22 protein-coding genes are annotated in these 26,991 nt (G+C 44.0%); 14 read left to right on the top strand and 8 right to left on the bottom strand.

Going from position 1 to position 26,991, the window contains the following annotated elements:
* Positions 1-380 precede the first annotated feature (380 nt).
* From V202x_RS05710 to V202x_RS05695, 4 genes are all read left to right on the top strand, one after another.
* On the top strand, positions 381-1,277 hold the full coding sequence (locus V202x_RS05710; protein WP_145172032.1) for a DUF58 domain-containing protein: 897 nt from the start codon (positions 381-383) through the stop codon (positions 1,275-1,277).
* 447 nt (positions 1,278-1,724) lie between these two features.
* Positions 1,725-2,630 carry an ABC transporter ATP-binding protein gene (locus V202x_RS05705; RefSeq protein WP_144983683.1) on the top strand — a complete coding sequence of 302 codons (906 nt, stop codon included), beginning with the start codon at positions 1,725-1,727 and terminating at the stop codon, positions 2,628-2,630.
* A 120-nt stretch (positions 2,631-2,750) separates the two neighbouring features.
* Positions 2,751-4,364, top strand: a complete 1,614-nt coding sequence (locus V202x_RS05700; protein ID WP_145172030.1) for an ABC transporter permease — start codon at positions 2,751-2,753, stop codon at positions 4,362-4,364.
* Positions 4,361-5,689 carry a hypothetical protein gene (locus tag V202x_RS05695; RefSeq protein WP_144983676.1) on the top strand — a complete coding sequence of 443 codons (1,329 nt, stop codon included), beginning with the start codon at positions 4,361-4,363 and terminating at the stop codon, positions 5,687-5,689. Before V202x_RS05700 ends, V202x_RS05695 begins: the two co-directional genes overlap by 4 nt.
* Positions 5,690-5,764: 75 nt before the next feature.
* Here the strand turns inward: V202x_RS05695 and V202x_RS05690 are convergent, their stop codons facing one another.
* Complete coding sequence (locus tag V202x_RS05690) at positions 5,765-7,417, bottom strand: LamG-like jellyroll fold domain-containing protein (RefSeq protein ID WP_145172028.1); 1,653 nt, start codon at positions 7,415-7,417, stop codon at positions 5,765-5,767.
* Between the two features lie 297 nt (positions 7,418-7,714).
* On the opposite strand from V202x_RS05690, the gene V202x_RS05685 reads away from it, so the two are divergent.
* The 4 genes from V202x_RS05685 to V202x_RS05670 all read left to right on the top strand — a co-directional run bounded on the left by V202x_RS05685 (position 7,715) and on the right by V202x_RS05670 (position 11,109).
* On the top strand, positions 7,715-8,428 hold the full coding sequence (locus V202x_RS05685) for a GntR family transcriptional regulator (protein ID WP_145172026.1): 714 nt from the start codon (positions 7,715-7,717) through the stop codon (positions 8,426-8,428).
* Positions 8,429-8,605: 177 nt separating this feature from the next.
* Positions 8,606-8,902 carry a hypothetical protein gene (locus V202x_RS05680; RefSeq protein WP_145172024.1) on the top strand — a complete coding sequence of 99 codons (297 nt, stop codon included), beginning with the start codon at positions 8,606-8,608 and terminating at the stop codon, positions 8,900-8,902.
* A gap of 494 nt (positions 8,903-9,396) precedes the next feature.
* Entirely contained in the window at positions 9,397-10,575 is a 1,179-nt protein-coding gene (locus V202x_RS05675; RefSeq protein ID WP_145172023.1) for a hypothetical protein, read from the top strand.
* Positions 10,576-10,797: 222 nt separating this feature from the next.
* Positions 10,798-11,109 carry a hypothetical protein gene (locus tag V202x_RS05670; RefSeq protein ID WP_145172021.1) on the top strand — a complete coding sequence of 104 codons (312 nt, stop codon included), beginning with the start codon at positions 10,798-10,800 and terminating at the stop codon, positions 11,107-11,109.
* 80 nt (positions 11,110-11,189) lie between these two features.
* Here V202x_RS05670 and V202x_RS05665 read toward each other — a convergent pair whose 3' ends face one another.
* Positions 11,190-13,457: a bifunctional SulP family inorganic anion transporter/carbonic anhydrase gene (locus V202x_RS05665; RefSeq protein ID WP_197993246.1), complete on the bottom strand. Its 2,268-nt coding sequence runs from the start codon at positions 13,455-13,457 to the stop codon at positions 11,190-11,192.
* A gap of 527 nt (positions 13,458-13,984) precedes the next feature.
* Between V202x_RS05665 and V202x_RS05660 the strand changes: the two genes are divergently transcribed.
* From V202x_RS05660 to V202x_RS05650, 3 genes are all read left to right on the top strand, one after another.
* A complete protein-coding gene (locus V202x_RS05660) occupies positions 13,985-15,238 on the top strand; it encodes a PQQ-binding-like beta-propeller repeat protein (protein ID WP_145172017.1) in 1,254 nt (417 codons plus the stop codon).
* Positions 15,239-15,240: 2 nt separating this feature from the next.
* On the top strand, positions 15,241-16,743 hold the full coding sequence (locus V202x_RS05655) for a deoxyribodipyrimidine photolyase (protein ID WP_232098867.1): 1,503 nt from the start codon (positions 15,241-15,243) through the stop codon (positions 16,741-16,743).
* A gap of 141 nt (positions 16,744-16,884) precedes the next feature.
* The gene (locus tag V202x_RS05650) at positions 16,885-17,820 is read left to right on the top strand and encodes a sugar phosphate isomerase/epimerase family protein (protein WP_145172015.1); all 936 of its coding nucleotides are present in this window, start codon (positions 16,885-16,887) and stop codon (positions 17,818-17,820) included.
* A gap of 70 nt (positions 17,821-17,890) precedes the next feature.
* On the opposite strand, the gene V202x_RS05645 is transcribed toward V202x_RS05650, so the two are convergent.
* From V202x_RS05645 to V202x_RS05635, 3 genes are all read right to left on the bottom strand, one after another.
* A complete protein-coding gene (locus V202x_RS05645; RefSeq protein ID WP_145172013.1) occupies positions 17,891-18,334 on the bottom strand; it encodes a nuclear transport factor 2 family protein in 444 nt (147 codons plus the stop codon).
* A 183-nt stretch (positions 18,335-18,517) separates the two neighbouring features.
* Positions 18,518-19,060: a dihydrofolate reductase family protein gene (locus V202x_RS05640; RefSeq protein ID WP_145172010.1), complete on the bottom strand. Its 543-nt coding sequence runs from the start codon at positions 19,058-19,060 to the stop codon at positions 18,518-18,520.
* Between the two features lie 25 nt (positions 19,061-19,085).
* The gene (locus V202x_RS05635) at positions 19,086-20,075 is read right to left on the bottom strand and encodes a metallophosphoesterase family protein (RefSeq protein WP_145172008.1); all 990 of its coding nucleotides are present in this window, start codon (positions 20,073-20,075) and stop codon (positions 19,086-19,088) included.
* Between the two features lie 180 nt (positions 20,076-20,255).
* Between V202x_RS05635 and V202x_RS05630 the strand changes: the two genes are divergently transcribed.
* On the top strand, positions 20,256-20,459 hold the full coding sequence (locus tag V202x_RS05630) for a hypothetical protein (RefSeq protein ID WP_145172006.1): 204 nt from the start codon (positions 20,256-20,258) through the stop codon (positions 20,457-20,459).
* A gap of 46 nt (positions 20,460-20,505) precedes the next feature.
* On the opposite strand, the gene V202x_RS05625 is transcribed toward V202x_RS05630, so the two are convergent.
* The 3 genes from V202x_RS05625 to V202x_RS05615 form a co-directional block, all read right to left on the bottom strand.
* Positions 20,506-21,651, bottom strand: coding sequence for a lactonase family protein (locus V202x_RS05625; protein WP_145172004.1), 1,146 nt, complete (start codon positions 21,649-21,651; stop codon positions 20,506-20,508).
* Positions 21,652-21,740: 89 nt separating this feature from the next.
* The gene (locus tag V202x_RS05620; RefSeq protein ID WP_145172002.1) at positions 21,741-22,070 is read right to left on the bottom strand and encodes a rhodanese-like domain-containing protein; all 330 of its coding nucleotides are present in this window, start codon (positions 22,068-22,070) and stop codon (positions 21,741-21,743) included.
* A 79-nt stretch (positions 22,071-22,149) separates the two neighbouring features.
* A complete protein-coding gene (locus V202x_RS05615) occupies positions 22,150-23,610 on the bottom strand; it encodes a sulfatase (RefSeq protein WP_145172000.1) in 1,461 nt (486 codons plus the stop codon).
* 277 nt (positions 23,611-23,887) lie between these two features.
* Here V202x_RS05615 and V202x_RS05610 point away from each other — a divergent pair, with 277 nt between their 5' ends.
* On the top strand, positions 23,888-25,180 hold the full coding sequence (locus tag V202x_RS05610; protein WP_197993245.1) for an Nramp family divalent metal transporter: 1,293 nt from the start codon (positions 23,888-23,890) through the stop codon (positions 25,178-25,180).
* A 35-nt stretch (positions 25,181-25,215) separates the two neighbouring features.
* A complete protein-coding gene (locus V202x_RS05605) occupies positions 25,216-26,655 on the top strand; it encodes a sulfatase-like hydrolase/transferase (RefSeq protein WP_145171996.1) in 1,440 nt (479 codons plus the stop codon).
* Positions 26,656-26,991: the final 336 nt, after the last annotated feature.

The following is a 26,991-nucleotide window of genomic DNA, read 5'->3' as shown; positions in this document are numbered from 1 at the left end:
GGAATGTCAGATTAACATAGCACCCAGGCAAATGCAGTATCGTTTTTTGTTTTTATAACTAATTCAAAGTACTGAGAACTGTCTCATATTCTCAATTCTCATGAGAACAAATTGAGCGGATTCAGTCTAGAATCTTTATGATAAACCTACTTTATTACACTTTCAAATCAAGTTTAAGATTGAGATTAGTTGATCCCATTCGGATATCTAGATTATACAAGTGAGACAAAATGTTCAAGGGTATACACTCTCGGCTCAGCCAGACCATATAATTACTGCAATCGATTCCCCTATCTTGGTAATCAGGCCCCTTACCGGCTGGGAATTGCTAACTCGCTGCTGTTATAGTAGGAGACGTATCTAAGCGGAGACTCTCACCAATGCCTAATGTGGAACAATATCTCAAACCTGAAGTCATCCAGACTGTAGCCCGCCTTGACTTGAGGGCAAAATTCATTGTGGAAGGGTTCCTCAGCGGCCTGCATGCCAGCCCTTATCATGGTTTTAGCGTGGAGTTTAGCGAACACCGCCGTTACACCAAAGGAGATGACCCGCGCGATATTGATTGGCAGGTCTACGCCAAAACTGACCGCTACTACATCAAAAAATATCAAGCAGAGACGAATCTGACCGGTTATCTGGTACTCGATTTGTCAGAGAGTATGGCCTACACCTATCGCCAGCAACTTTCGAAGTTTGACTATGCAATCTGTCTGGCAGCGTCTCTTGCTTATATGATGATCCATCAACAAGACCCAGTAGGATTGATCACCTTTGGTAATCAAATTAAAAACTACCTCCCTGCTCGCAGCAAACGAGGACAATTGGGAAATATCTTGGCCATGCTGGCAAAATCACAACCATCGGGCACCACAGAAGTTTCACGTAATGTTCAACACATTGCCTCTATGGTCAAACATCGTAGTTTAATCATGATTTTCTCTGATTTACTAACCGACCAAAAAAATGTTTTAGACAGTTTGCAAAGACTTCGTTATGCAGGTCACGATGTAATCGTTTTCCACATACTCGACGAAGCCGAAGTCTATTTCCCCTTCAAAGGTATGGTTGACCTGAAAGAACCCGAAGCAGGTGATTCACTGGTTCTGGATGCGGAAGGAATGAAAGCCGACTACCTTGAGGCAGTGAATGAACTCAGACAGACCTATCAGGAGAAGTTGCAGGCGATGAGAGCAGATTACGTGCCCCTCGATACCAGCATGCCCTTTGATAAAGCGTTGATCGAATATTTATCGCAAAGAAAAGCCCGATTCTGACTATCCGCATGAACACAGACGATTCGGTTTTTTCTTCCAACCTCATGCATAGGGGGTTAAATTATAATGATTCAGCCCTGTTTACAGGTTACCCCCTAGAGTTCTTGAAATCTTAATCTAGTAAGCTGCTGAAATAGCTTGCAAGAGCAGCCCGTCGATTTTAGAGTGTAAACCACTTTGGATCATTGTTTTGAATGGAATCCTTAGTTTCGGGCCCCTGTAATGGATGATGGCCAGGCATTGATCTTTGCAAACTCTCTGTTTTTTGATTTCCGCTACCGGGAAATTGAATTTTTTACCAACAGAGTTCTGCCACATATCGTAGTAAACTCGCAGATATTCTAGCGTTAGTTTAAATTGGTTCTCTTTTTTTAACTGAAAAACTGTTCTTTCTATTGATCATATTTTTTATCAAAATCTAACTAACAGTGGAGCAAAGAACCGTCCATGGACAATGAACCAGTCATTCAGATTAGTAATCTGACAAAGATTTACCGTGACTTCTGGGGCCGAAAGAAAGTTCGTGCTCTCAATTCTTTGAGTCTTGAAATAAAAAAAGGAGAGATTTTTGGACTCCTGGGTCCCAATGGATCAGGAAAAACCACCACTCTCAAATTGCTCCTGGGGCTGCTTTTTCCGTCTGAAGGCGACATCAAAGTACTCGGCCAACCAGCATCAAATGTAGAAAAAAATGAACGCATCGGTTACTTACCTGAAGAATCGTATCTATACCGATTCCTGAATGCTGAGGAAACGCTTGATTTCTATGGGCGACTTTTCAAAATGCCCGCAAAAGAGCGTCGTGAACGAGCTGCTGAACTGATTGAAAAAGTCGGCCTCGGACATGCCAAACGACGTCAGCTAAAAGAATATTCAAAAGGAATGACCCGACGAATCGGACTGGCTCAAGCACTCATCAATAATCCTGACCTCGTGATGCTGGATGAACCAACCAGTGGTCTGGACCCACTTGGTACAGATGACATGAAACGCATGATCCTGGAATTAAAGGAGCAGGGCAAAACAGTTCTGATGTGTAGCCACCTTCTGGCTGATGTTCAGGACGTGTGTGACCGTATTGCAATTCTGTATGGTGGTGAATTAAAAGTGATGGGGCGCGTGGAAGACTTGCTGAAGGAACAGGATGAAACGCAAATCATGACCTCCCGTCTGAGTGATGAAGCAATCAAGGAAATTGAGCAGGTCGTTGCAAAACACAATGGAAAGGTCGGCACAATCGACCATCCTACCGCAACACTGGAATCACTGTTCCTGAAAACCGTTCAGGAAAGTAAAGACCGTCCGGGACAACGGTTTGTTCCAGACACAGAAGAGAAAAAGGCTTCCGAGTAAGCAACATTATTTATAGTACGTTCCTAATGTCTTTACTCAAGATTATTAACTCTGGCTCTAACTGATCAAAACAGAAGAGCATCATTTCCTATGAGATGTTATTCACAGAAGTAAATCACTATGTCTTTTGATCCTATTCCATACGACCTGCTTGGTGCTTTTCAATATTTTCTCGTTGTATTTGGCAGCGCGATGCTCATCGCAATTGTTGTCTGCTTGATCGTGGGCACTCTCACACGGGGAGCCAAAGGTTTCACGGGCGTCTTTCGTGCCATACTCGATTTCTTTGTGCAAATCACGCATGTTTCCTGTCGTCGTGTCTGGTCGCTGACAGTTTTAACGATTCGCGAGGCTTTAAGGCAAAAAATCCTGTTCGTCTTTATCATTTTTGCAGTACTCTTCATGTTCGCAGGTTGGTTTCTTTCTGGTACTGCTGATAGACCTGACTTACAAGTCCAGTCCTACATTGATTTCGTTCTCAAAGCGATCAGTTGGCTCGTAATCCCAATCATGTTGCTGCTGGCATGCTGGTCTCTGCCAGAAGACATTAAAAGGAGAACCATTCATACCGTCGTGACTAAGCCTGCGTATCGCATTGAAATTGTCATCGGTAGAATGCTGGGCTTTACGCTTCTGGGAAGCGCTATCCTCGTTGTCATGGGAACCATTGGATACATCTGGATCAATCGCCAGGTTCCGAAGAGCGCGCAATACAAACTGGTTTCCAAAGTTCCCGTCTATGGCAGTATTTCTTTCACCGATCGTGAAGGAGCTCCCACATCATCGGGTCTTAACGTAGGGGATATCTGGGATTTCCGAAGTTATATTGAAGGGGCCACTAAAGCACGTGCGATTTATAAATTTGCAGGAATCGACGAAAGTGACGCGATTAACGACAAGCTAGTCCTGGAGTCTTCGTTTGAAGCATTCCGAACGCACAAAGGGAACATGGAAAAGGGAGGGATTCTCTACCAGTTCATTTTTGTGAATGAAGATAAAAATCTGCGAGTCCCCTCTCGACCATTAATCAATAAAGAGTATTCAGATAACGTTCTGGAAATTAATCGGAAACTCAAGTATGACAATCCGGAAGGGAACTCCGGAGAAGAACTGGATATCTTCAACGATGTAATTGACAAAGATGGAAACCTGACCGTTGAAGTCCAGTGTCTGGAGGCAGGACAATTATTGGGAATGGCCCGGCCCGACCTCTTTGTTCGTACTCCGGACCGTGCGTTCCTGGCAGGCTACTCAAAAGCTGTTTTTGGAATCTGGTTACCAATGGTGCTCGTCATCATGCTGGGAGTGACCATTAGCTGTTTTGTAAAAGGTCCTGTCGCGATTCTGACCACTCTGACGATAGTGCTGGTTGGCTTTATGTCCAAAGAATACATGAATGAGATTCTCAGTGGTCAAATGCAGGCAGCAGGAGCCATCGAAGCCTGGTACCGTCTGATTACCCACATGAATTCGCAAACAGCACTTCCAGATGGCTCCGTGAAGTTTATCATTGAATTAGTTGATGCCGGTATTATTAATTTTCTCTGGCTCTGTCAGCAGGTTATTCCGAACTTTGGCATCTTCTCAAATATGCGCGAATACGTGATCAAAGGTTTTGATGTGTCCTGGAATGCCGCCTTACTGCCGGGCATTATCACAACCGCAGCTTATTTTCTTCCTTGTTTAATTGTTTCTTTTTACAGCTTGAAGCTTCGCGAATTGGAGGCGAAATGAACAAACTCACTTCCAAACACCGTAAACTTGCGTATGTCATTGCCATTATCGTATTGCTAATCCCTGTCATCTGGCTCGGTATGCCTTCCACAGGTGAAGAAGGCTCTGGTGGTGAACTTGCACAACTACGTGTTAAACATGAACTCGGTGAAAGCACATTAGGCGATGTGGACCCTTCCAGTGCTTCCATGAATTTTGTCTTATTGGGACTACGGGGCATTGCTACAAACCTGTTGTGGATGGATGCCAATGATTATCAAAAGCGAAAAGAATGGGCTAAGCTCCGTTCTACCGTAGATTCAATCATCTTGTTACAACCTCACTACATGAAAGTCTGGGACTTTCAGGGCTGGAATCTGGCCTATAATGTTTCTGCAGAATGGGATGCCGTAGAAGACCGTTATTTCTGGGTTAAGGAAGGTATTAAATTTTTGAATGAAGGTGTTCGACGCAACGAACGCTTCCCCGAACTTGACTGGAAAGTCGCAAACCTGCATGGGCAAAAAGTAGGACGTTCCGATGAATGGAGACTGTTCCGAAAATTCTATAAAGTCGATCCTGATACAGAACGATATGAAAACGGCCCTGATCCGGAAATCAATCCCGAACGCCTGGACAATTACCAAGTCGCCAAAGAGCACTTCCTGCTGGCAAATGAAAAAGAGTTGAAGCATAAGCAACACTTGCAAATGCGTATGTTGTTCCGTGCTTCTCCCTGGCACGCCCAATTCGATTACGCCAATGCCATGCAGCGGGAAGGAACGTTTGGAAAACAGCGAACTGATGCCTGGGCACAAGGATTCAAAGATTGGACCACTATTTTTGGTCGAGAAGAATTCATTACTCCCAAAGGTCCTATCGTATTAGAATGGACCGAAGACGACATCAAGGATCTCGCGAATCGAGATGAGAATATTACCGAAGCCGATGTAAGACATTGGACGAATCGTTACCAGGATACGTCCAATTATCGCTTCTGGCGAACTCGGGCGCTCTCTGAATCGGAAACAGAAACCATCGACGCTCACAAGGCAATCTATGATGGTGAACAGCTCTTCCGCAGTGGTAAGTTCGATGAAGCGAATGCAGAACTTGAGAAAGGCATGCAGTTATATGCAAAGGTATTAAACAAATACCCCAGCCTATTGAGCGAAGATCTGGCGATAGAGGAAGGGCTACAGGCCATCATACTCTGGCGTTACATTCATGATCTGAAAGGGCTGCCTATTCCTGAAACCTATCCTCTAAAACAATTGTGGATTAAAGAACAAGGCCGTGTGCCGCAGCTAGAGAATGATTTACGTCGTCGCTACGGAATTCAATAACACACGCTTGTGACTTTAAAAAGACGAGGAGCCATCTGAAATCAGATGGCTCCTTTTTTATTGCTCGAAATGGTATTACTTATTTGACTGATATAATTTTGAAATCTCGTCAATATTCAAAGCACGCTGATAGAGTCGCAAATTTTTCATGTTCCCGTTGAAATAGTCGTGTGAACCAAAGCCAATCTTCAGCGGTTTACCGTTCGACAAATCATAATCGGCGGGGTCAAATTGAGAAGACGTTGCCACTAACTTGCCATCGACATATAGTTTGAGTCGGTCTTTTCCTTTAACAGCTACGATGTGCCGCCAGCCTGGTTTGAGAGCGGTATCGTAAGTCGCACTTTTACCTGCTTCGATCGAATGCACCCGTCCTGCAGGCAGGGTACCTGCAAATAGCCGCCCTTGATACACGGCCATTGACCAAACCCGACGGTAGCGTACATCCGGAGTGAAATCCAGTCGACCAGTATTCGTCCAGTCGACTCCACCGTCATAACGATAAACCTCAGCCAGTGGAAGCGAACCTGCATACATCTTGCCATTATAAATGGCCAACGGCATGCTCTCTTTTTCTTCACCCAATCGACCTGCGAGTGTCCATTGATTATCGCTGGTATAGCGATACACTTCTGCGTGTGGCCACTCACTTACATAGAGATTTCCTTCATAAACAGCAAATCCATAGGTTTGAGTCGACTTGCCTACTTTCCCGGCATGTGACCAGTTTTTCCCATCAAAACGATAAACTGCTCCTTCATCATAGCCAGAAGCGTAGAGATTCCCATTATAGATTGCCAAAGATTCCACACGCTTGCCATCAAAAACGCCACATGAAGTCCAGCGTTTTCCACCATCATAACGATAAAACGAAGCAGGGGCATACATCGAAGAAGCGTATAAATTTCCCTTGTAAACGACCATGCCATTGATCGCTTCGACCTCTGGTAATTTACCGCAATGCACCCAGTTACTGCCGCCTTCATAACGATAGACATTACCTCCCAGATTCGGGTTTTCTGATTCTGTTAAGGAGGAGCCTCTTAGTCGATACTTACCCGTGGCGGCATAGAGTTTGCCGTTAAAGACAGCCAGCGAAGTGACCGAGTTACACAGATCGGGTGCACCACAGTCGATCCATTTTTGATCCGCATCAAATCGAAAAACACGACCTGCTGCATCCTTGCCAGGAACGCAAGTACCCGCAAAGAGTTTTCCATCATAAACGGCCATGCTGAAAACCAGGATGGCATCCCCCAACTGTCCGTGGTCAGTCCACTTTGCATCAAGCTTACCATTATCAATCCCAAACTGAAGATGGCGGTTATTGGATTGACTGCTGGTAACTCCCGCATTATTTTTGATACAGAGTTGAAAGCCTGTTCGATTCTGGGCGTCATATTTACTAAGTACATTGCCAATGACATCTCCTAAGTCTGCCCTTGTATTCACATTCACAGAGATGGAAAATTCACCGGTTCCTAAAGCCAAAGACTTGGAATGCGGTACTTCAATGTAAGCTGACTCCCCATTAAATGTCGCTGGATGATGAGGTTTGAGAAGCACACCACGATTCAAACCATTGTTATGAAAACCCGACTGATCTTTCACATCTCCCATGAGCCGCCAATGGCCAATCAATGCATCTTCTTCAGCCAAAAGGGAAGTGGGTGTGAAATTAATTAGACAGCTTGTTATCAACATCAACGGGTATACGAGGTCTTTCATTCGAACGTGCCCTTTCGAGAATGATGCAAAAAAACGCGTGCTTTTGCATATTTTTAAGAAATCTAATAAATTTGAGGACTAAAAAATTTTTATACGAATTTAGTTGCTCTCCCTGGATAAGTCTCTTTATGACTGTTAATCACTAAAAATGAACTCATTTCAAACCTTAAAAAAGGAGATTTTTGTTAAGTCATTCGTATTTTCAGCAAAGCAGTACTATTATAATTACACATACAATGAAACCAAGTCAATCTCGACATCAATTAATGAATTCATATTTCACAGGAAATATACTGTATGAACACCTCGGAGTATCAGTCAGACCAGAGCCCCTCGGACATTTTGAATCTGTCTCGTGAAATCCCCCAAGAGACCTCGACTCTCGTCGAAACAGCATACAACCAAATTCTGCTGCAAATTGTCAGGGGAATGCTTCCGAGTGGCACCGTGCTAAAAACGACGAAATTATCTGATAAACTAGGGCTCAGCAGAACCCCCATCGTCCAGGCTTTACAACGCTTAATCGCTGATGGCATTGTGACCCAGGTTCCACAACAACGGGCCGTTGTCGCAGAGGGAGCGGAACACTGGCTCGTTGATATTCATGAAATGCGGTTACTACTTGAACCTCACGCCGTATTACAGGCGACCAGACGGTTGACTCCCGAAACATTGACATTGCTATCGGAGCATGGAAAAGCTGCTAAGCCAACGACACAACCTGACTGGATTCCCAAAGCACATGCATTTGATTATCAACTTCATACATCGATCGCACGTGCTTCTGGAAACCTGCCTCTTAGCGAGTCGATTTGCAAGTGTATGAGTTTCAAACGACTGACATATGAAATCTCAGATGATTCGTCTGAACTGTTACGGCGAGACTACGCAGAACATTTAATAATTTTAGAAGCACTACAAAAAAGACAACCAGAAACGGCTTCTGCAGCAATGTTATTTCACCTGAGAAGCTCTGTAGAATTTCGAAAAGCAGGCGGAAACATCATCTGAATCTCCTCCCCAGACCTGACATGACTCATATGATAACAGTGAAGTGTTCTAGCAAATACCCAAAGAAGTCACCAGCCCTAACGTGCTGGAACAACTACAAGCGAAAGCACAATCTAAGAGTCAAGAGAATCCTGACGTTACAAATTGAGTTTTCTTTTTCAGTCGAGAAACTGTGCTATGAGAAAACCGATTCACACAATTCAGGTGGCAACAGATTCCGAACTGGAAATTGAGAAATTATTGCGGGATGCGTATCTGAATATTCCCTCCGAGATCGAACAGCAAAACACAGAACAAGATCTTTTTGCGATTCGTTTATATATAGAGGAGTTTGTAGTCGGATTATTACCCGAAGTTAGATCAGAGACTGAATCCCCGCGTTGGAAGAGCCCACGTTATGAGATCAAAATTGAACTGGGAATCAAATATTTCTCGATCTGCTTTAATGGACATCGAAAGATATTTAATTGGTGACCAGCAGTCCGATAACATACTCGAAACTGAAACAAAAATACTAATTACACTATTCAATTTCTCTTGAGGTCTATTGCCTACAGTAAAAAAAATTTCTGAATATTAACGTCATTCTGAGTCAATCTAAAACTCTTTCAGATTAGCCTCTTAGGGTCGGTGTGAGTCCTACGATTTAACTATAAAACGACCTGTTCTCTTTACCATATTCCCTCTAGTCTCACACATATCTAAACTATTCTAAAAAAAATTATTTGACATTTTACTCATAAAAAGTAAGCTGGAAACCGGGATGAAAAAGTGACAACTATCTGTTCGTGGAAATATCAGTGTGCATACCTACTTTCCACAAGCACTCATCCATTCAAATCGTTCCATTACCGAAACCACTTCCAAACCATACCTAGTAATACCAGAGGTAAAATGCACCACATTTATTAAGACCTTCTACAACAAAGAAAAATACCACTGCTCAGGGAGGTCACAAGGAGGATCAAATGCAGTTCGGAAATTTTTTACTCCAAAGACAAAAGATAAACTGGGAAGAGTATAAGAAGCTTTTAACAGAGCAACATAGTCACATCTCACGCTCCCAAACATTCAATAATTTCCTCGATGTCTCCTACGATCTTTCAAAACGCAGACTTCATCCATTTGGTGAAGTCTTAAGGCATCATAAAATAGGCCAAATCGCCGCGGATCGATTTGGTCAGACAGTCGATGAATTCCTAAAAACATCGGTAGAAGAATGGTGGCAATGGCATTTGGATTCTTTAGAACCTCTCGGAATCTATTCCACTGCTTCTCGATATGGCACTCAGCTTTATGAAAGGCAACTCGAGAAAAAACTTGTCGGGAGACTAATCGCCAATTCTAAAGTTCGAGCAAATGGAACAGCATCCATCGTCCGAGATGGAGACAATGTAGTCATTCCCGATGGTTCAAGTTGTACTTACGCCGGTTTAGCAATCGCTTCATTCCGAAAGAATGTTCGAATTACGACTTCTAATGACGTATTAATTCGAGAGATGCGAGACAATCCATGTGTTGCCCGTGCATTCCATCGCGGTTTTTCAATAATAGGAGGTGATGCCGATTTCGATGCAAACCTGCAATGCACACAACATGGAGGTACATTTAAAACTGATGCGGAAAATCAGTTTGAACGTGCCATTTCACACGACCCTCAGGCAACAGTTGTGATCATTTCTGTAAATGGATTGTTACCGGATGATGGTCCATTCAGTAAAGATGGAGACACTTATGCCGTTAAGAAACAAATTATCGATTCTGCACTCGAAGCGAACGTAAGAGAGATCGTTTTCATAGCAGATTATCATAAACACCTCCAAAACAATCGTAGTAACTATGGGATTCCCATCTATGCAACTGCAAAAGAATGGAGGTCGACGATAGAAAAAAACTATGAACGATTTTCGATCGCGACATCACCTCCACCTGCAATTCATTCACATTTTAAATCGATTGAACCAAATATTCAGGATCGTGATATAATTTCAACTGACATTAAGGAACTCAAAGCCCCTTCTATCCGGGATTATGTGCAGGCAGCAAAAGCCTTCGATTCCATGTTGCGTAGTACACCAATGAATGAAAGCCGCTTTCATGAGGCTATTATTGATGGTAACTCTGAACAATTAAGTCAACTAAATTAGAGATTTCCCAATCAGTGGCAGACGTTTTTAAGTAAAACCAAACAGGCTTTTGGAAATACATTAGTTATTGACTGTTTATTGATAAAGGAGAAAAATCCATTTCTTACTAGCCGCAAACTCTTTAAGATCCATATGCAATATTCAAGGGATGATATTTCTGTTTATTTAACAGCATTTGTTCTTGCTGCTTGAGCAGTATTAAAAAATTAAAGAAGGGATTCGATGATGTTTCATTTTAAAACGATCATTTGTGCGTTAGTCTGTCTCTTTACGATTACCTGTTTTTCGGTGTCGGAAGGAAATCAAAAAGGGTTCTTCGAGAGTGAGATGGCAATTCTGCGTTCAATTCAAACAAAACAAGGCCCTATGATTGAAATTACAATTGGCGATCTGATTTGCACCACTCCTCATTTAACGATTAAACGCAAGCAAAAGCCAGTATCTACAGTAATTCCTGTGAAGGGGAAGATTGAAATCAAACAGGGAAAAGCATCGTATAGTGCTGCAATGTTTGAGATAGCGTTACGCGAATAAGTAGAAATCGCAAAAAAATATAATTAACGATTGCTTTGTTCTAGTTTTATCCATTCCTAACTTGAAATCCTGCTTTCAAGTTAGGAAGCTTGTGTTTCTCTCACCGGTGGTTGCTCCAGGAGAAACTCCATTTCTCCACTTTTCACGTCATATAACGCACCAACAACCATCACCAGCCCGGCATCCATTTTTTCTCGGATCGATTCACTGCGTTCTATAATTTCATGCACTGTCCTGAGAACGTTTTGCTTGGCGACATCATCTATGAATGTCTCTCGATCTGCTGGACTCATATCATTTAAGCGTTTGCAGGCTTCTTTGTCCGTAGAATGTTCGACCTCGTTGATAATTGCTTCCAGATGGGAACAACCTGTTGTTTGTTGAACATCTTTATTTTCTGCTAAAAGTTCAAGCGAAGACTTCACCGCACCACAACGTGTGTGCCCTAATACAAGAACCAGTTTGACACCAGCGACCCCCACTCCATATTCGATACTCGCCAGTGATTTCGTACCGATCACATTTCCGGCAACACGAACACTGAAAATATCCCCAATCCCCAAGTCCAGAACCAATTCAGCGGGTACACGAGAATCAATACAACTTAGCACAACTGCTAATGGGTTTTGTTCTCCAGCTGTGGCATTAACTTGCCGTCCAAAGTCTCGTGAAAGTCGATTGCCGGTGTAAAAACGTCGATTGCCTTCACGCAAAATTTCGAGAACCTGTTCCGGCGTAACGCGATCTTGCAACTCCCGTGTCGTGAAGTCTGCAAATTGTATTTCATCGTGCAATTGGTACCTTTTACGAAACCCACGCAGACTCACTGAAATACCTCGTGTTGGCGCAATATTGTATTTAAACTCTTGGATCAAACTCAAAATATCAGGATCGATATAGTCAGTCCCAGTAGCATCAATCAGCAAATGAGTGCCGCGTTGTGCGTCATCGAATAGTCTATTGAGCGCTGCACGGTTCAGAAAACTAACCTGATTTGCCAATTCGATATGCAGAATATCGCCATCCAGATGGGTCTCTACAATCCGCCGAATCGGCTGGCGAAGATTGCTGTTAAGGATAAACAAGACACTGACAGCCAACCCAATCAAAATACCAACCAGCAAATCTGTGAACACGATAGAGAGCAGCGTTACGAGAAACGGTATGAACTGGTAACGACCTTCCTTCAACATTTGGCGAAATAAGGCCGGGCTTGCAAGTTTGAACCCTGTAACCAACAGAATCGCAGCCAACGCGGCAAGCGGAATCATATTCAAGTAGATGGGAAACAACATAACGGAAACCAAAAGCAGTATACCATGAAAAATGGTGGCCAGTTTGGTTCTCGAGCCAACACTTACGTTAACAGAACTACGCACGATCACAGAAGTCACTGGGAGTCCACCGATCAGGCCCGAAACAATGTTTCCTACTCCCTGCGCTACCAGCTCTCGACTGGGTGGTGAATTGCGTTTCAACGTATCAAGCTTGTCGACCGCTTCCAGATTTAGCAACGTTTCAAGCGAAGCCACAATGGCAATGGTAATACCCCCGAAATAAACGGCCGGATTATTCCACTGTGAAAAATCAGGAAACTGGAAAAAAGTCCAAAGATCATTAGCAGATTCAGCAACAGGAATCTGGACAAGATGAGTGACTCCAATCGCCCAGGGTTTGCCTAGACTTTGAAAAAATATATGAAGCAGAACACCAAGCAATACAACAACCAGCTGTCCTGGAATCAGCGAATTTTTTAAGAATCGAACTCGTCCCCACACTACCAGCAAGGCGATCGAAAATAGCCCCACAACAGCAGCTCCAAAATGAATATCCCCTGCAATAACCGTGAGGATTTCTGAAAAGGTATTTTGCTCATCAGGCTGAGAAAACGACATTTCCCCTTCCGGATCGGTATCGTGCCCCAGCACATGGGGGATCTGTTTCAGAATGAGAATCACACCAATGGCAGCCAGCAAGCCCTTGATCACACTTGAAGGAAAAAACGCTGATAGTGATCCAGCTCGGATGATCCCCAGTCCAATTTGAATAATACCACCGATAAAAACGGCTAACAGAAAAGCTTCAAAAGACCCCAAAGCAGCAAGCTGTGCGATAACAATCGCTGTCAATCCTGCTGCCGGCCCACTGACACTAGTACTGGAGCCACTGATAGACCCGACAACAAGCCCACCAACAATCCCGGCTAACAAACCGGAGAATAAGGGAGCTCCGGAAGCCAGTGCAATTCCCAAACAAAGAGGCAACGCCACAAGAAAGACGACTAACCCCCCAGTCAGATCTCGTGGAACGTCAGAGAAAATAGAATCCGAGAATTGTTCGTCTGCCATATTTATTACTCAGAGTTGAAGCGATCTTAGTGAAGAATTTAGAGCAAACAAAGTCATTAAAAATTGGTTATCTTCCAGAATGAGAATTCCGGAATCCTTCCATTACATTCAACGAACTAACGTACTAAAAAACAACTCTATCCCACTCCTCTTTTTTTCTACCACGGTATGATTTACAGATTTCGTATTATAACCACTAACTTCGGATTCTAAATAGACTTTGGATATTTTACAGAACTATCTCAATAGTGAATGTTGGAGCATCAAAACGATATTAATATCCAATTAATTCAATCGGTTTTCTAATAAAAAGTGGTCGAATCACTGAAAACGTCTAAAATCTACTGTTAAATAGTAGTGATGAAATACCAGTCATTGGAAAAAAATTCCATACCAATTTGCATGCAAAATTATAGTATTTATTTTCACACTCTATGACAGATACCCCTCCAATGTTGCTTATGAATGATTCTTAGGGCTTCGAATCACTCAAAAAAAGAGATCTAAATAGGGAGAAACAAACAACGATGATGAAACAGAATCTGTTGTTAACGACTTGTCTCATACTGCTGCTCGTTCCTAAGAATACTCCCCTAGTTGGTGCAGACCCAGTCAAAAGTTCATGGACGCAGTGGCGAGGCCCCAGTCGCGATGGTTTCATTCAAGGAATAAAACTACCCGAATCACTGTCAGAAAACCGCTTGAAACAAATCTGGCAAGTCAAGCTGTCCCCCAGTTATTCAGGTCCTATTGTCAATGCTGATCGAGTCTTCGTAACTGAAACTCAGGATAAGAAAAATGAGGTCGTTCGTGCATTGGATCGCAAAACGGGGCAAGAGCTATGGAAGCAAGATTGGCAAGGCGCGATGACTGTTCCTTTTTTCGCAAAAGCAAATGGTGACTGGATTCGCGCCACGCCGGCTTTTGACGGTGAACGCCTCTATGTCGCTGGCATTCGTGATGTGCTGGTTTGCCTCGATGCTGATTCCGGCGAAGAACTCTGGCGACTGGATTTCGTTAAAAAATTAGGTACGAATCTTCCCGCATTTGGATTTGCTTCTTCACCCCTCATAATCGGCGACCATGTTTTTGTGCAAGCTGGAGGTGGTTTGTGTAAAGTTGATAAACTTTCTGGTGAGATTCAATGGCGTGTACTCGATGATGGTGGAGGCATGTTTGGCAGCGCTTTCTCTTCACCATACTATGCACAACTAAATGGTGAGCCTCAACTCATCGTACAGACTCGAACTAAGTTAGCTGGCATCGACCCCGAAGATGGCAAGATCCTTTGGAGCCAGAAAATCCCTGCATTTCGTGGCATGAATATTCTGACCCCTACAGTCTATAAAAACTCAGTCTTCACCAGTAGCTATGGTGGTGGCTCATTTCTATTTACAACTTCGAAAAATGAATCAGGATGGAACCTGGCTGAAACCTGGACAAATAAGACACAAGCTTATATGTCTTCACCTATTATCATTGACGGTCACGCCTATCTTCATCTGCGAAACCAGCGTTTTACCTGCATCGATCTTGAAACCGGCAAAGATCGTTGGACAACCACTCCTTTCGGTAAGTACTGGAGTTGTGTTACCGATGGTGAAAAGATTCTGGCGTTAGATCAAAAAGGTGATCTGCTGTTGATTCGAGCCAAACCCGAAAAGTTCGATTTGATTGACCGCCGTAAAATCGCCGATGATTCCTGGGCCCACATCGCAGTCAGTGGCAACGAAATATTTGTTCGTGCCTTGAAAGACTTATCCGTTTATCGCTGGGAATAACATTGAGCTCAATAAATGTCCCTGAAATTAGACTAAGACGACTTAACAAGCATCCCATAAACACGAACGGCGACTATGTTTTGTATTGGATGATTGCCAATCGGCGTATGGACTATAATTTCAGTTTGCAGCGTGCTGTTGAAGTTTGCGAACAATTAAACAAACCGCTGCTTGTATTTGAAGCTCTGAGATGTGGATACAAATGGGCATGCGACCGCATTCATCAGTTTGTTTTAGAAGGAATGTCTGTCAATCAGGAGCGTTTTAAAGACTCGACAGCAACCTATTATTGCTACGTTGAACCAGAACTAGATCACGGGAAAGGGCTGCTGGAAGCACTGGCAAAAACAGCTTGTGCCATTATTACTGATGATTTCCCATGTTTCTTTATTCCCAAGATGTTGAGGCAGGTTGCCCCTCGTTTACCAGTAGTCGTGGAAGCCGTTGACTCAAACGGTTTATTACCGATGAGGGCGGCCCCACAAATTTACCCAACAGCCTACGCGTTTCGCCGGTTTCTTCACAACGAACTTCCTGAATATTTGCGAGACAAGCCGCAGGCGAATCCACTCGCAGGAAAGAAATTACCAAACTTAAAAAACATTCCCAGCGAGATTCGTGCCCGTTGGAAACCGATATCTGCAAAAAGCTTACAAACTACTTCGAAGATTCTAACGAAGTTACCAATCGACCATGAAGTTGGATCTGTTGCCTTTGAGGGGGGAGCAGTGGCCGCTAAAAGGGCACTAACCAGCTTTCTCAGCAAACAGTTCGATCACTATATTGAGCAGCGTAACCTGCCTGAAGAGGAAGTCACCAGCGGTCTCTCTCCCTATTTGCATTTTGGACATATTTCCGCACACCACATTTTTAATCAAATCATCAAACAGGAAGAATGGTCGGTTGAGCAAGTGTGCGATCAAAAGGCAACGGGAAAACGTGCTGGCTGGTGGGGCATGAGTGAAACAGCCGAAGCTTATCTCGATCAACTGATTACCTGGCGCGAACTAGGATATAATATGTGCTGGCAGCGTGAAGACTATGACCAATACGAATCACTGCCTGACTGGGCTCAGACCACTCTTGAAAATCATGCCAGAGATCCACGAGAGTACTGCTATACATTAGAAGAATTTGAAAAATCAAAGACGCACGATGCACTATGGAATGCAGCCCAAATGCAACTCGTAACTGAAGGCCGCATGCACAACTATATGAGGATGTTATGGGGAAAAAAAATCATCCATTGGTCGGAATCACCGCAAGAAGCACTAAAAATCATGATTCACCTCAACAACAAATACGCAGTGGACGGTCGCAATCCCAATTCTTATAGCGGCATCTTCTGGTGTTTGGGACGTTATGACCGCGCCTGGGGACCAGAGCGTCCCATCTTCGGCAAAATTCGCTACATGAGCAGTAAAAACACCGCGCGAAAGTTCAGCGTCGACGGTTATCTGGAACGCTATGGAAATCAAAAGCGTCAAAATTCTTTGTTCGATTGAGGGTTCCCGTATAAGTTGAAATCCTTACCACATTTCATCTTTATGACTAAAACCTTTCATTGTTTCTCCAACCTTGTAATCATGGATATTACAGTCTAATACCTTAATTGCCCATTACCTGTTCGAACCGGAGAAGCGCACATGGAACTATCCAGACGACGTTTTATACATGCTGGTACTGCCACGTTCCTTTCTGGCGCTTTAGGAACCAGTTCCCAAACATCAGAAGCTCAAAGTAAACAACAGGTAGTGAATCCTCTCGACAAAGCGCTTGGGATCACCACTTCTTCTTTGACCTATCAGATGTCATCAATCCCGGCAAAGGGAAAATTTACACTAGTGGAGCTTCCTCATATTCTACGAAATGAACTGGGGATGACTGTGATTGACCTCAACACTTCTACTCTGGCTAAGACCGATCAAAAGTATCTTGATCAGGTTCGAGACGCAGCGGAAAAAGCAGGTTGTATTCTCACCAATTTAAAGATGAACCAGCGCAATTTGGATATGGACAGTATCGATGCAACAACGCGCAATAAAGCACTCACTGTCTATAAAAAATCGATCGATGTTGCTGCACATCTGGGTTTGAAATGGGCACGCCCCTTACCTCTTGTTAAACGTCCCGATATGAAAATTCACGTTGCCAGCTATCGGGAATTGTGTGAATATGGAGCCGAGCGTAATGTGCAACTGCTGGTAGAAAATTATGGCTGGATGCAAAATGATCCGGAATCAGTTGTGAAGTTAGTCAAAGCCATCGGTGGCAATGTTGCAGCGTCCCCCGATACAGGAAACTGGGACAGTAATCCCATACGTTACGCCGGACTGGAAAAAACATTTCCCATCGCCGTTACCTGTGATTTCAAAGCTCGTACGATGGGCCCCAGGGGAGAGCATTCTCTCTATGATCTAAAACGTTGTTTCGAGATTGGTTGGAATGCCGGTTTTCGTGGGCCGTGGTGTTTCGAACATGCTAACAAAGATCAAAGGCAACTCTTTCGTGAACTGTCACTATTGCGCGACATGCTGCAAGGTTGGATGAAAGAAGCAGCAAAAAATAACTCTGATTGTTAATTCAGAGATGATGTGGTATTGCCCGTTCTGGACCTCTCTCTTCGAATTCAACATATTGTCTGCAATAACTTCATGGTAACGGAGTTTCCTGGTAAGAGACTTCTATCCATTTTCCCTTACGCTTTACCCATGATTCAAGAATCTGTACGCGGGCGGGTAATTTCTCCCCGGCATAGGTTCCCGCCAATTTTGCTTTATATGTAATTAATGCAGTTTTAGGAGTCACGTGCAAAATCTTTTTAGGCTCTGCTTCGAACAACGTAATTTTCAGTTCTGGCAATGCTTTCAACTGATCTTTTCGATTAAAGAACTGATAGGAGGGAGCAATCGAAATATGGTTGGGATCGATCAACTTTCGTATCGTAGCGTCATCCTGTTTTTCAAAAGCGGTATCCAAAATTTCAACGGCCTTAAGAAGTTCGGTATTTTTACCGTCGGCGTGATCTTCTGCGAACAAAGTGGTTTCTGCTAACAGATTGAAAATGATGGTCATGACAATAAGACGAATGAACATGAGCTATTCCTTTCGAAGAAAATCGAATGTGTCAATGATGAGTGAGTTTTCAATTTCGACAGGGTTGGGACTTGAGAACGATTCGAGAAGCTTTGAGAGAAAATATATTATATTAGAAAACTGATGTGTGACATAAAATTCCAAGTAATTAATCGAAAATTCAAGGAAGACAAGTCATCCTGATTACTTCACCAATTCGTACCTGCTTTGGACAAATCCATTTTCATATGTAAGAGTTTCGATGTGCTGTAATTTTTTGTCTTTGTCCAAAGGTCCAAATAAAGGAATGCCACTCCCAATCAGAACAGGAACTTTAGTTATGATCAGTTCTTGTATCAAACCGGCTTTCAGAAAACTTTGAATTGTTTTACCACCATCAATGTATAAGTGCTGTAGCCCCTCATCTGAAAGCTTCTGTACTAAGTCAGATGGGGAACACGATGTCGACTCTACCGTAGGAGGCAAGTGGCTCGGAATTGGAAGCGGTTTGCTGCTGAGCACGATCACCCGTTTGGATCCATAAGGCCACTCTCCAAAGGAGAGTACTAATTCAAACGTGTTACGCCCCATTACCAGAGCATCGACCGAATCCATGAATTCGTGATAGCCATAGTCTTCCCCATTAGGATCACTTTGCCCATCACTGCCGGGCAACCAATCGAGTTCTCCATTTTCTCGGGCGATAAAACCATCCAGACTGGTGGCAATGTAAACCGAAGCTTTCACAAGTCACTCCATTTTCGTTTAAAACTCAGTGTACTGGATCGGGGGTAATGGGTGGTTTTTCTTGTGCAACCGAGTAATCACGTTCATTCACAGGGGGATGTCCCAATGGACCGAACGTACCAAATTCTTCACATTGATCGTTGCCTAAAATAAACTTCACGTCGATACCTGCTTCACTCACATCACAGCGATGAAAGCCAAATCGAGTATCTGCATCCGGCCAGCGTTCAGACAATTGTCCTGTATTACCAGCAGCCTGTGTGCGGTATACGCGAATGTTATCGACGACTTGAACGGGACGCCCTGTGTGAACGTGCCCACAAAATAGAATTTCAACTTTGGATGCTTTGAGAATTTCCCATAGCCGCTGTCGGTGTGGAGGATCAATCGAAAAATACCAGTTGTCATACTGATCTCCATCAGTCAGATCCCATGCTGGTTCGTCAGGTTGTTCCATAAACGGCCAATAATGCATTACAGCCACATGGTGCTTTGCTGGCGGAAGTTGGGGCAAACGTTCCATCATCTGCCAGAAGCGTCGTTCGTGTGGGAGCCCCGTGCCTGCGACGGCAGCATAAAAACCGGTGAATCGCACATCACGATGTCGAAACGACCATTGAAGCGGGCCAAAATAGGCGCTAAACAGGTCCAGACGCTGGGCTGTCATATTCAAATCGGGATCATGCCAACCTAACCCCAATGGGTCCCAACGATTTTTTATACCGTTTTGAGAGGCGTGTTTGTTGCCTACATCCATATTTCCGGGAATCACAAATGCGGGAAAGGGGAGTGTATCCAGATCTTCGCGTGCTTGCTGATATTCAAACTCATGTGTGTCTCCGTCACGGGTGAGATCACCACCATGTAAGAGCAAATCAGCATCAATGGCAGCAATTTGTTGCTTAATCGCTGCCCAGCGTTTGTTGATCGCAGGCCGAAATCGATACGAACGGGGAGTTCCCATATGGCTGTCATTAACATGCAGGAAAGTCCATGGATGGTCTGGTTGATTCATGTTTTACTCATGCAAAATAAGTGAAAGCTTCTGATAATCCCGAATGCGATTGCTATTGCACACTCAAGTGCAAATACATAAAAATAAAGGTAATGGAGTTCAATTTTGATATCATCCCATAATCGGGATTCCAGTAACGTTAATTTGTTTGACGGTACAATAAAAAGGAGTAGACAAATCATGGTTTGCACACACCTAAAAGAACTATATCAACTTTGCGAGAAGAATCAGTTGAAACTCGCAGGAGCTGACCTGATTCACATTATTTGCAAACAATGTGAGCAAGAGGAAACCTGTCCTTCTACCTTGATGGATGAATATGATTTCAATCACGCTGATGATGACGAATCTGCTTCCAAAACGGAAGGTAAACATCCTGCCTGAACCCAGTTTGTCAATGGCGTATTATTTCCAGAATCACAACGTTGCTTTAACGAATCATGATACAGGACGGACTTGGCACTGAAACTGGCTCGCCTACGGGTGTCAGGCCACCAGTTTCTTTACCGATTCGAAATACCACTACATTATTGCCGGGCATATTCGCGCAAAGTAGGAATTTGCCGTCTGCCGTGATCGCCAGGTTTTGTGGGCCTTTGCCAAGGCTTGGTTCAATTCCCAATAGAGTCAACTGCCCTTGATCATCAATCCGATACGCTGCAATGCTGTCGTGCCCGCGGTTCGTACCATACAAAAAACGACCATCAGGCGTAATTTTCAAATCGGCAGTATGGCTTGTGCCTTCAAAATCTTCGGGCACTGTGGATATTGTTTGACGTTCAATGAGCGTTCCAGTTTTGGGATCATAATCAAATTCAGAGATGGAATTCTTTAGTTCGTTGATGACATAAAGGTGTTTTCCATTGGGATGAAATGTCAGATGTCGAGGACCGGCACCGGGAAGTGTTCTCACAAACGGTTGCGGACTTTCCGAAAGCTTGGCTGTTTTGGGATCAAGCGCATAAGCTAATACCTTATCCAGGCCTAAATCTGCAGCATAAACAAATTTCTGATCGGGACTGACAACAATGCTGTGTGCATGCGGTTCTTTCTGACGTGCGGGATTGACGCTCGAACCGGTATGTTGGATAAACGAGGCCGCTTCTTCTAACGAACCATCTTCTTTGACGGGCAGAGATGCCACACTACCCGATGAATAGTTGGCAACGACGACTGCTTTTCCTGACTTATCAATATCCAAATAACAGGAGGCCGTTCCCAAAGAAGACTGTCGATTCAGTAATTTCAATTTTCCGGTGCGACCAAGCAATTCGTAAGCGGCAACATATTCGTTTTCTTTACCGCCAAATTTTCCTGGTGCATGAATTGAATATAGGTATTTGTTATCCGGTGAAACTGCCAGAAAAAAAGGATGTTCGACATCGGTTGTCCGCTGTACCAGTTTCAATTCCCCAGTTTCAGGATTCAATTGATAGGCATGTATAGCTCCCTTATCACCAGGAGCAAACGCCGAGATAAAAACGAGTGGTTCTTCTGCAGCCACTTTTTGTGCGGTAGAACTGAAAACCAAGCCTGCGATAATCGGATAGAGAAATAATGCGTAGTCGTATGACATACCAAACTTCCAAGTAGAGACAATGGGTGAATACTCAAAGTTGATCAACAAATTATATCAACAGAACAAGGCAACTTCCATATCGTCGTTCAATATCGTATTTTCGAATTATCAATTTCACAGGACCAGGCATCAATTCCTCCCTGCATGCTTTTGACATTTGCAAAGCCCTGCTGCAACAACCAGTTAGTCACTTGCAAACTACGCATACCATGATGGCAGTAGACAATAATCTCTTCTGAGCGATGTACTTCCAACTCCGATACACGCTGCTGAATCTCACTCATAGGCAACAGTCGGGATGCTGAGATATTGACTAAGTCATATTCTTCTTGTTCCCGACAATCGAGTAAGATAAATTCATGATTTGCATCGATTTTTTGTTTGACGGTGTGACAATCAACTTCATGAGGAGACATGAATGAATTCTCTATTCTTTAAAAATGCACGATCGTAAAAAAATTGGAAGCTGCCTGAATAAAGTGCTATTGGGAATGACTAATTTCTAGACGTTGTTTCAAGCGTGGGTGGCAGGGGGTTCTCAATTTTCCCGGGTTTTCGTTGATTGGCGCCAGGACGATTTGTATCGCCTAAATCAGCGCGGCCTTTTTCCGCTAGAATCATCAGTTCTTTCACAATCTCCGGATGTTGCTCAGCCACATTGTGTTCGGAACTAATGTCGGTCACCACATTAAACAAAAGTGGTTTTGAGCTTTCTCCCTTTTTAAAGTGAGGATGGCGACTGAAATTTTTTAGAGGCAGGAAAAGTTTCCAAGGCCCCTTACGCACTGCTTGTAACTGATCCATTGCATAATAGTAAAAAACATCATACGGCGTTTTCGCACCTGCTTTGCCGACCATGAGTGGACGGATATCATGACCATCGATGATCCGATCCGTGGGCACTTTTGCCTTTGAAAGATGTGCAAAAGTAGGCAGTAAATCCATGGTCGTCGTTAGCTCTTCACAAACCGTTCCCGCGGGAATCGTTTTCGGCCACCACATGATTGTTGGCACACGGAACGCTCCTTCCGCCGTCGTGTATCCACGACCGTGCAATGGATTATTGGTACCTCGCTCGGTGCTGGCCATGTTCCTGGCCATTGGCGAGCCGTTGTCTGACGTCCAGATGACAAGCGTGTTTTGGTCGATGCCCAACTCAACAAGCTTATCCAGAATTTGTCCGGTTGACCAATCGAGTTCTTCGATGCTGTCTCCCCAGGGACCATTTTTACTTTTGCCACGAAAAGCTTCACTGGAAAAAGGTTTTTGTGTACTGCCTGGCATTGCTTGAGGAAAATAGAGAAAGAATGGTTGATCTTGATTCTGCTCAATAAATTCGACTGCCTTCTCGGTATATTGTTTAGTTAACAAATTGCGATCGACGCCTGCTTCGATAACCTTGTCATTTAACATCACAGGCAGGGGAGGCCATTGATTTCCTTCAAACCGTTCTCCGAGTCGTTTGCCAACAGCTTGAGTCATGTCATCACTGTAAGGAATCCCATAAAAGTATTCAAAACCTTGTGCCGTAGGGAGAAACGGGGGCTGATCACCCAAATGCCATTTCCCGATCATCCCGGTTTTGTAACCTTTGTCTTTCAAAATTTCCGCCACAGTGATCTCGTCCGGATGTAAACCATAGGGAGAAATCGGGCGTAGAACTTGACCATCGCGGGGATTCCAATGCATACCAACCCGTTGAGAATAACAACCCGTCATAATCGAAGCACGAGAAGGAGTGCAGACACCGGCGGTCACACAGAAATGGGTAAACTTACGACCTTCTCTCGCCATTCGATTTAAACAGGGTGTCCGGTTGACGGTAGAGCCAAAGGGTTCGATATCACCATAGCCCAGATTATCACAAAAGATGACAATAAAATTGGGAGGCTGATGATGAGAAGCGGCAGCTTGTTTCGGTTCAGCAGACACCGATTCCAGCACGAGGCCTGACATTACTCCTGTTAATAAGAGTAAATTCCATAGACATTTCACTTTGCTACCCTTTATTTTTTATAGATGTGGCTTTGATCAGCCAGTTCAAATTGAGCGAGTGAACGAGAATCATTTTAGTCTCACTAAGATTTCATCTTAAATGGTACACCGACTGTTTCCAAAATAAAACCGGACAAACGAGCAAATGGATTGTGAATCGTAGCAGGATTCGCATAATAAATATCATAGAGCTTTGATTTGACACACTATGAGTGACTCCCTAAGGATACCCGGTAACGTGACTGAAGAACAATCGACAACTGTCAGGCCACATTGGTGGCAGCGAATTGGCCCTGGATTAGTAACCGCCTGTGTTGTGATTGGCCCGGGCAGCATTTTGACGAGTTCCAAGCTTGGTTCCGAGCATGGCTATAGCATGATCTGGGTTGTACTCGTCTCGGTCATCTTCATGCTCATCTATACTTCATTGGGCGCAAAGCTGGGAGCGGTAACCAATGAATCAACTTGTACATTATTAGCTCAAAAGGTTGGCAGACCATTAACTGTGTTAATAGGATGTGGCGTCTTTTTCATTTCTGCCGCCTATCAGTTTGGGAATAATCTGGGTGTTCACTCGGCCCTCGAAAATTACACTGATTTTAAATACGGCATTGTAATATTCAACGCGATCTCAATTGCATTTTTGTTCGGCTTTAAGAACCTCTATAAACTCATCGAACGTCTGATGTCTGTTTTTGTTGGTCTCATGCTGGCGTCTTTCGCTATCAATCTCTTTTTTGCGAAACCGAATTTGCTGGAAATGGCACAAGGAATTATTCCCGGTTCTGGTGGGAATGGTGTCGATTCGATTCTTAATATTTCTCTCCTGGGGCTTGTTGGTACAACTTTTGTCATCACTGCCGCCTTCTACCAATCCTATCTGGCTCGGTTCAAAGGCTGGACAGTAAAAGACCTGAAAGATGGTCGGATTGATGCCCGTGTCAGTGCCGGCATTATGGCCTTAATCACGATCATGATTATGTCCACCGCAGCTGCCGTGCTTAGAGGACAAGATCTTAGAGGGGTCGGTGATGTAGGAAACGCTTTGAAGCCCCTGTTTGGCGAAAAAGGACAAGTTTTATTTTGTATCGGTTTGTTTTCTGCTGCCTATTCGTCCTTCATTGTAAACTCGATGATTGGTGGATTTATTTTATCAGACAGCCTGGGATTAGGTAGCACACCTCAACACAAATCGACACGTATACTGACAGCCGTCGTTTTACTTACAGGAATGTTTGTCGCCCTCTACGTCATCGAATCAGGAATTCGTCCTGTTGCTGCAATCGTAGCGGCACAGGCAGTCACAGTCGTAGCTGCACCGTTAGCTGCAGGTGGACTACTCTTGTTAACCGGCAGTAAAAAAGTGATGGGCGAACATCGTAATGGTGTTTTAATGAATATTTTCGCAGGTATCGGTTTCTTGTTACTCTTAGGAATGGCCTGGTATATCGCAACCCAGAAAGTGATTCCTGAAATTCAGAAAATGCGGGGGCAATCGGCGGCAGTAGCGCCGGTGGAAAATTTGGAATAGAAAAAATAGTATTCGACATTGCAAATGAGATCCCTATGAAACTTTTGATTCAAATGATTTGTTTTGTTTTTTGTCTATTCCCTATGCAGCAATCGATGCTGTTTGCAGCAAAAGCGAAAGCAGACAATCGCCCTAATATCATCTTTATTCTGCTCGATAATGTGGGAAAAGACTGGTTTCGCAGCTATGGCAGCCAGGAAAACCAGACTCCGAATATCGATCATCTGGCTTATAACGGACTACGATTTCGGAATTGTTATGTGACTCCAGTCTGCAGCACTACACGACATATGTTGCTGACAGGCCGCTATCCTTTCCAGTCTGGCTGGCATACGCATCATGACCCGGCGATCTATGGCGGCGGATATTTCGACTGGGACCGGGAAGTCTGTTTTGCGCGCATCCTCAGAGACGCCGGCTATCATACCTGTATCTCAGGTAAATGGCAGATCAATGATTTGTTTGATCCCGCTCAGAAAGATGCGCTCAAAAAACATGGATTTGAAGAACATTGCATCTTCCCGGAAGGGAAAAAAGGGCATCCGGCACATAAACAGCGTTACTGGGATCCGTATGTCATCAAAAACGGTCAGCGAATGGAGACAAAAGGGAAATTTGGTCCTGATATCTTTACTGACTATCTGATCGAATATATGAAAACACACCGGGATCGCCCCTTCTGTGCGTACTATTCCGCGATTCTCACTCACATCCCCGTTGTCTCGACTCCACATAATTTGGGGAAAGAGTTAACGCCCCGCGAAAAGTTTGCCGGGATGCTAAATTACTCTGACTACTTGATTGGTCGATTAGTCACAGCGATGGATGAACTGGGAATTCGTGACAATACAATTCTCTTCATTGTTCCCGATAATGGAACCGATAATGGAACTGATCAGAACGCAGAACAGAGCCTGGGAGGTCGCATCAACGGTCGAGTCTCTGGAGAAGGAATTTATTCTCTCAAAGAGCAGGGGATCAATATGCCATTGATTGTGAATTGCCCGAAGCTCGTCGGCGGTGAGCGCATCAGCGATGACCTGATTGACGTGTCCGATGTGCTTCCGACATTAGCCGATCTGGCAAAGGCCCCACTCCCCAAAGGAGTAAAGATCAATGGGAGATCATTTGCACCACAAATTCTGAATCAGCCTCTCAAAACTCCCTGGCGTCCCTGGTGTCTGACACAATATTACAAACAGAGAGTGGTTCGAGACCAACGCTTTAAGCTCTACTCGACGGGTGAGTTTTATGACCTTTCAGAAGACCCTCTGGAGTTGCATAATCTCGCAAATTCCAACCGGACTAAAACAGACAAGGTGAGCCTGGAATCGTACGCACAACTCAGGAATGTGCTGGACTCACTACCCGAAAACAGTAAACTACCCTGGGAATTTCGGAGTATTTCCGCCAGAAGAATACGTGCAGAAGAAGCCCGGCAGAAACAAGCTGGAGATTCAAACCTCAAACCGTAATTGTCGTCCCCAATGAAGCCAGAATCTTTCAATCGGAATCCCTGGAATTCGATAATTCATCGCTATTTCACCTGATTAGAACTGGAAAATAGGGAAATTCTCGAAATTCGCCCAAAATCCCAAATCTGCTCTTTATGTTCTAAAAAGCTCGTATATGATGGATCCATGAAAGAAAGGCTTGTAAAACAGGCTTTAGTGGCTCGTTTTTCAGTTTCCTACCCCCTTTGCTCAATACTGCATTAAATGAAATGCCTACACTTTGAGCCCAGAAAGAGCCACCCCAATATGGAAATGGGGGGAGAACCCAAATCAATGAGGTTTCTGGCGCTATCGTTG

Source organism: Gimesia aquarii (assembly GCF_007748175.1).
Taxonomy (GTDB): Bacteria; Planctomycetota; Planctomycetia; order Planctomycetales; family Planctomycetaceae; genus Gimesia; species Gimesia aquarii_A.
The sequence above is the reverse complement of the archived record's forward strand: the minus strand, read 5'-3'. Positions and strand labels throughout refer to the sequence as shown.

Bases quoted from the DNA above. Each gene is read 5' to 3' on its own strand.
- V202x_RS05685 (WP_145172026.1), top strand. From the start codon at position 7,715: ATGAACACCTCGGAGTATCAGTCAGACCAGAGCCCCTCGGACATTTTG.
- V202x_RS05680 (WP_145172024.1), top strand. From the start codon at position 8,606: ATGAGAAAACCGATTCACACAATTCAGGTGGCAACAGATTCCGAACTG.
- V202x_RS05620 (WP_145172002.1), bottom strand. From the start codon at position 22,070: ATGTCTCCTCATGAAGTTGATTGTCACACCGTCAAACAAAAAATCGAT.
- V202x_RS05690 (WP_145172028.1), bottom strand. From the start codon at position 7,417: ATGAAAGACCTCGTATACCCGTTGATGTTGATAACAAGCTGTCTAATT.
- V202x_RS05700 (WP_145172030.1), top strand. From the start codon at position 2,751: ATGTCTTTTGATCCTATTCCATACGACCTGCTTGGTGCTTTTCAATAT.
- V202x_RS05645 (WP_145172013.1), bottom strand. From the start codon at position 18,334: ATGTTCATTCGTCTTATTGTCATGACCATCATTTTCAATCTGTTAGCA.
- V202x_RS05650 (WP_145172015.1), top strand. From the start codon at position 16,885: ATGGAACTATCCAGACGACGTTTTATACATGCTGGTACTGCCACGTTC.
- V202x_RS05625 (WP_145172004.1), bottom strand. From the start codon at position 21,651: ATGTCATACGACTACGCATTATTTCTCTATCCGATTATCGCAGGCTTG.
- V202x_RS05710 (WP_145172032.1), top strand. From the start codon at position 381: ATGCCTAATGTGGAACAATATCTCAAACCTGAAGTCATCCAGACTGTA.
- V202x_RS05665 (WP_197993246.1), bottom strand. From the start codon at position 13,457: ATGGCAGACGAACAATTCTCGGATTCTATTTTCTCTGACGTTCCACGA.
- V202x_RS05695 (WP_144983676.1), top strand. From the start codon at position 4,361: ATGAACAAACTCACTTCCAAACACCGTAAACTTGCGTATGTCATTGCC.
- V202x_RS05635 (WP_145172008.1), bottom strand. From the start codon at position 20,075: ATGAATCAACCAGACCATCCATGGACTTTCCTGCATGTTAATGACAGC.
- V202x_RS05615 (WP_145172000.1), bottom strand. From the start codon at position 23,610: ATGTCAGGCCTCGTGCTGGAATCGGTGTCTGCTGAACCGAAACAAGCT.
- V202x_RS05705 (WP_144983683.1), top strand. From the start codon at position 1,725: ATGGACAATGAACCAGTCATTCAGATTAGTAATCTGACAAAGATTTAC.
- V202x_RS05660 (WP_145172017.1), top strand. From the start codon at position 13,985: ATGATGAAACAGAATCTGTTGTTAACGACTTGTCTCATACTGCTGCTC.
- V202x_RS05670 (WP_145172021.1), top strand. From the start codon at position 10,798: ATGATGTTTCATTTTAAAACGATCATTTGTGCGTTAGTCTGTCTCTTT.
- V202x_RS05605 (WP_145171996.1), top strand. From the start codon at position 25,216: ATGAAACTTTTGATTCAAATGATTTGTTTTGTTTTTTGTCTATTCCCT.
- V202x_RS05630 (WP_145172006.1), top strand. From the start codon at position 20,256: ATGGTTTGCACACACCTAAAAGAACTATATCAACTTTGCGAGAAGAAT.
- V202x_RS05675 (WP_145172023.1), top strand. From the start codon at position 9,397: ATGCAGTTCGGAAATTTTTTACTCCAAAGACAAAAGATAAACTGGGAA.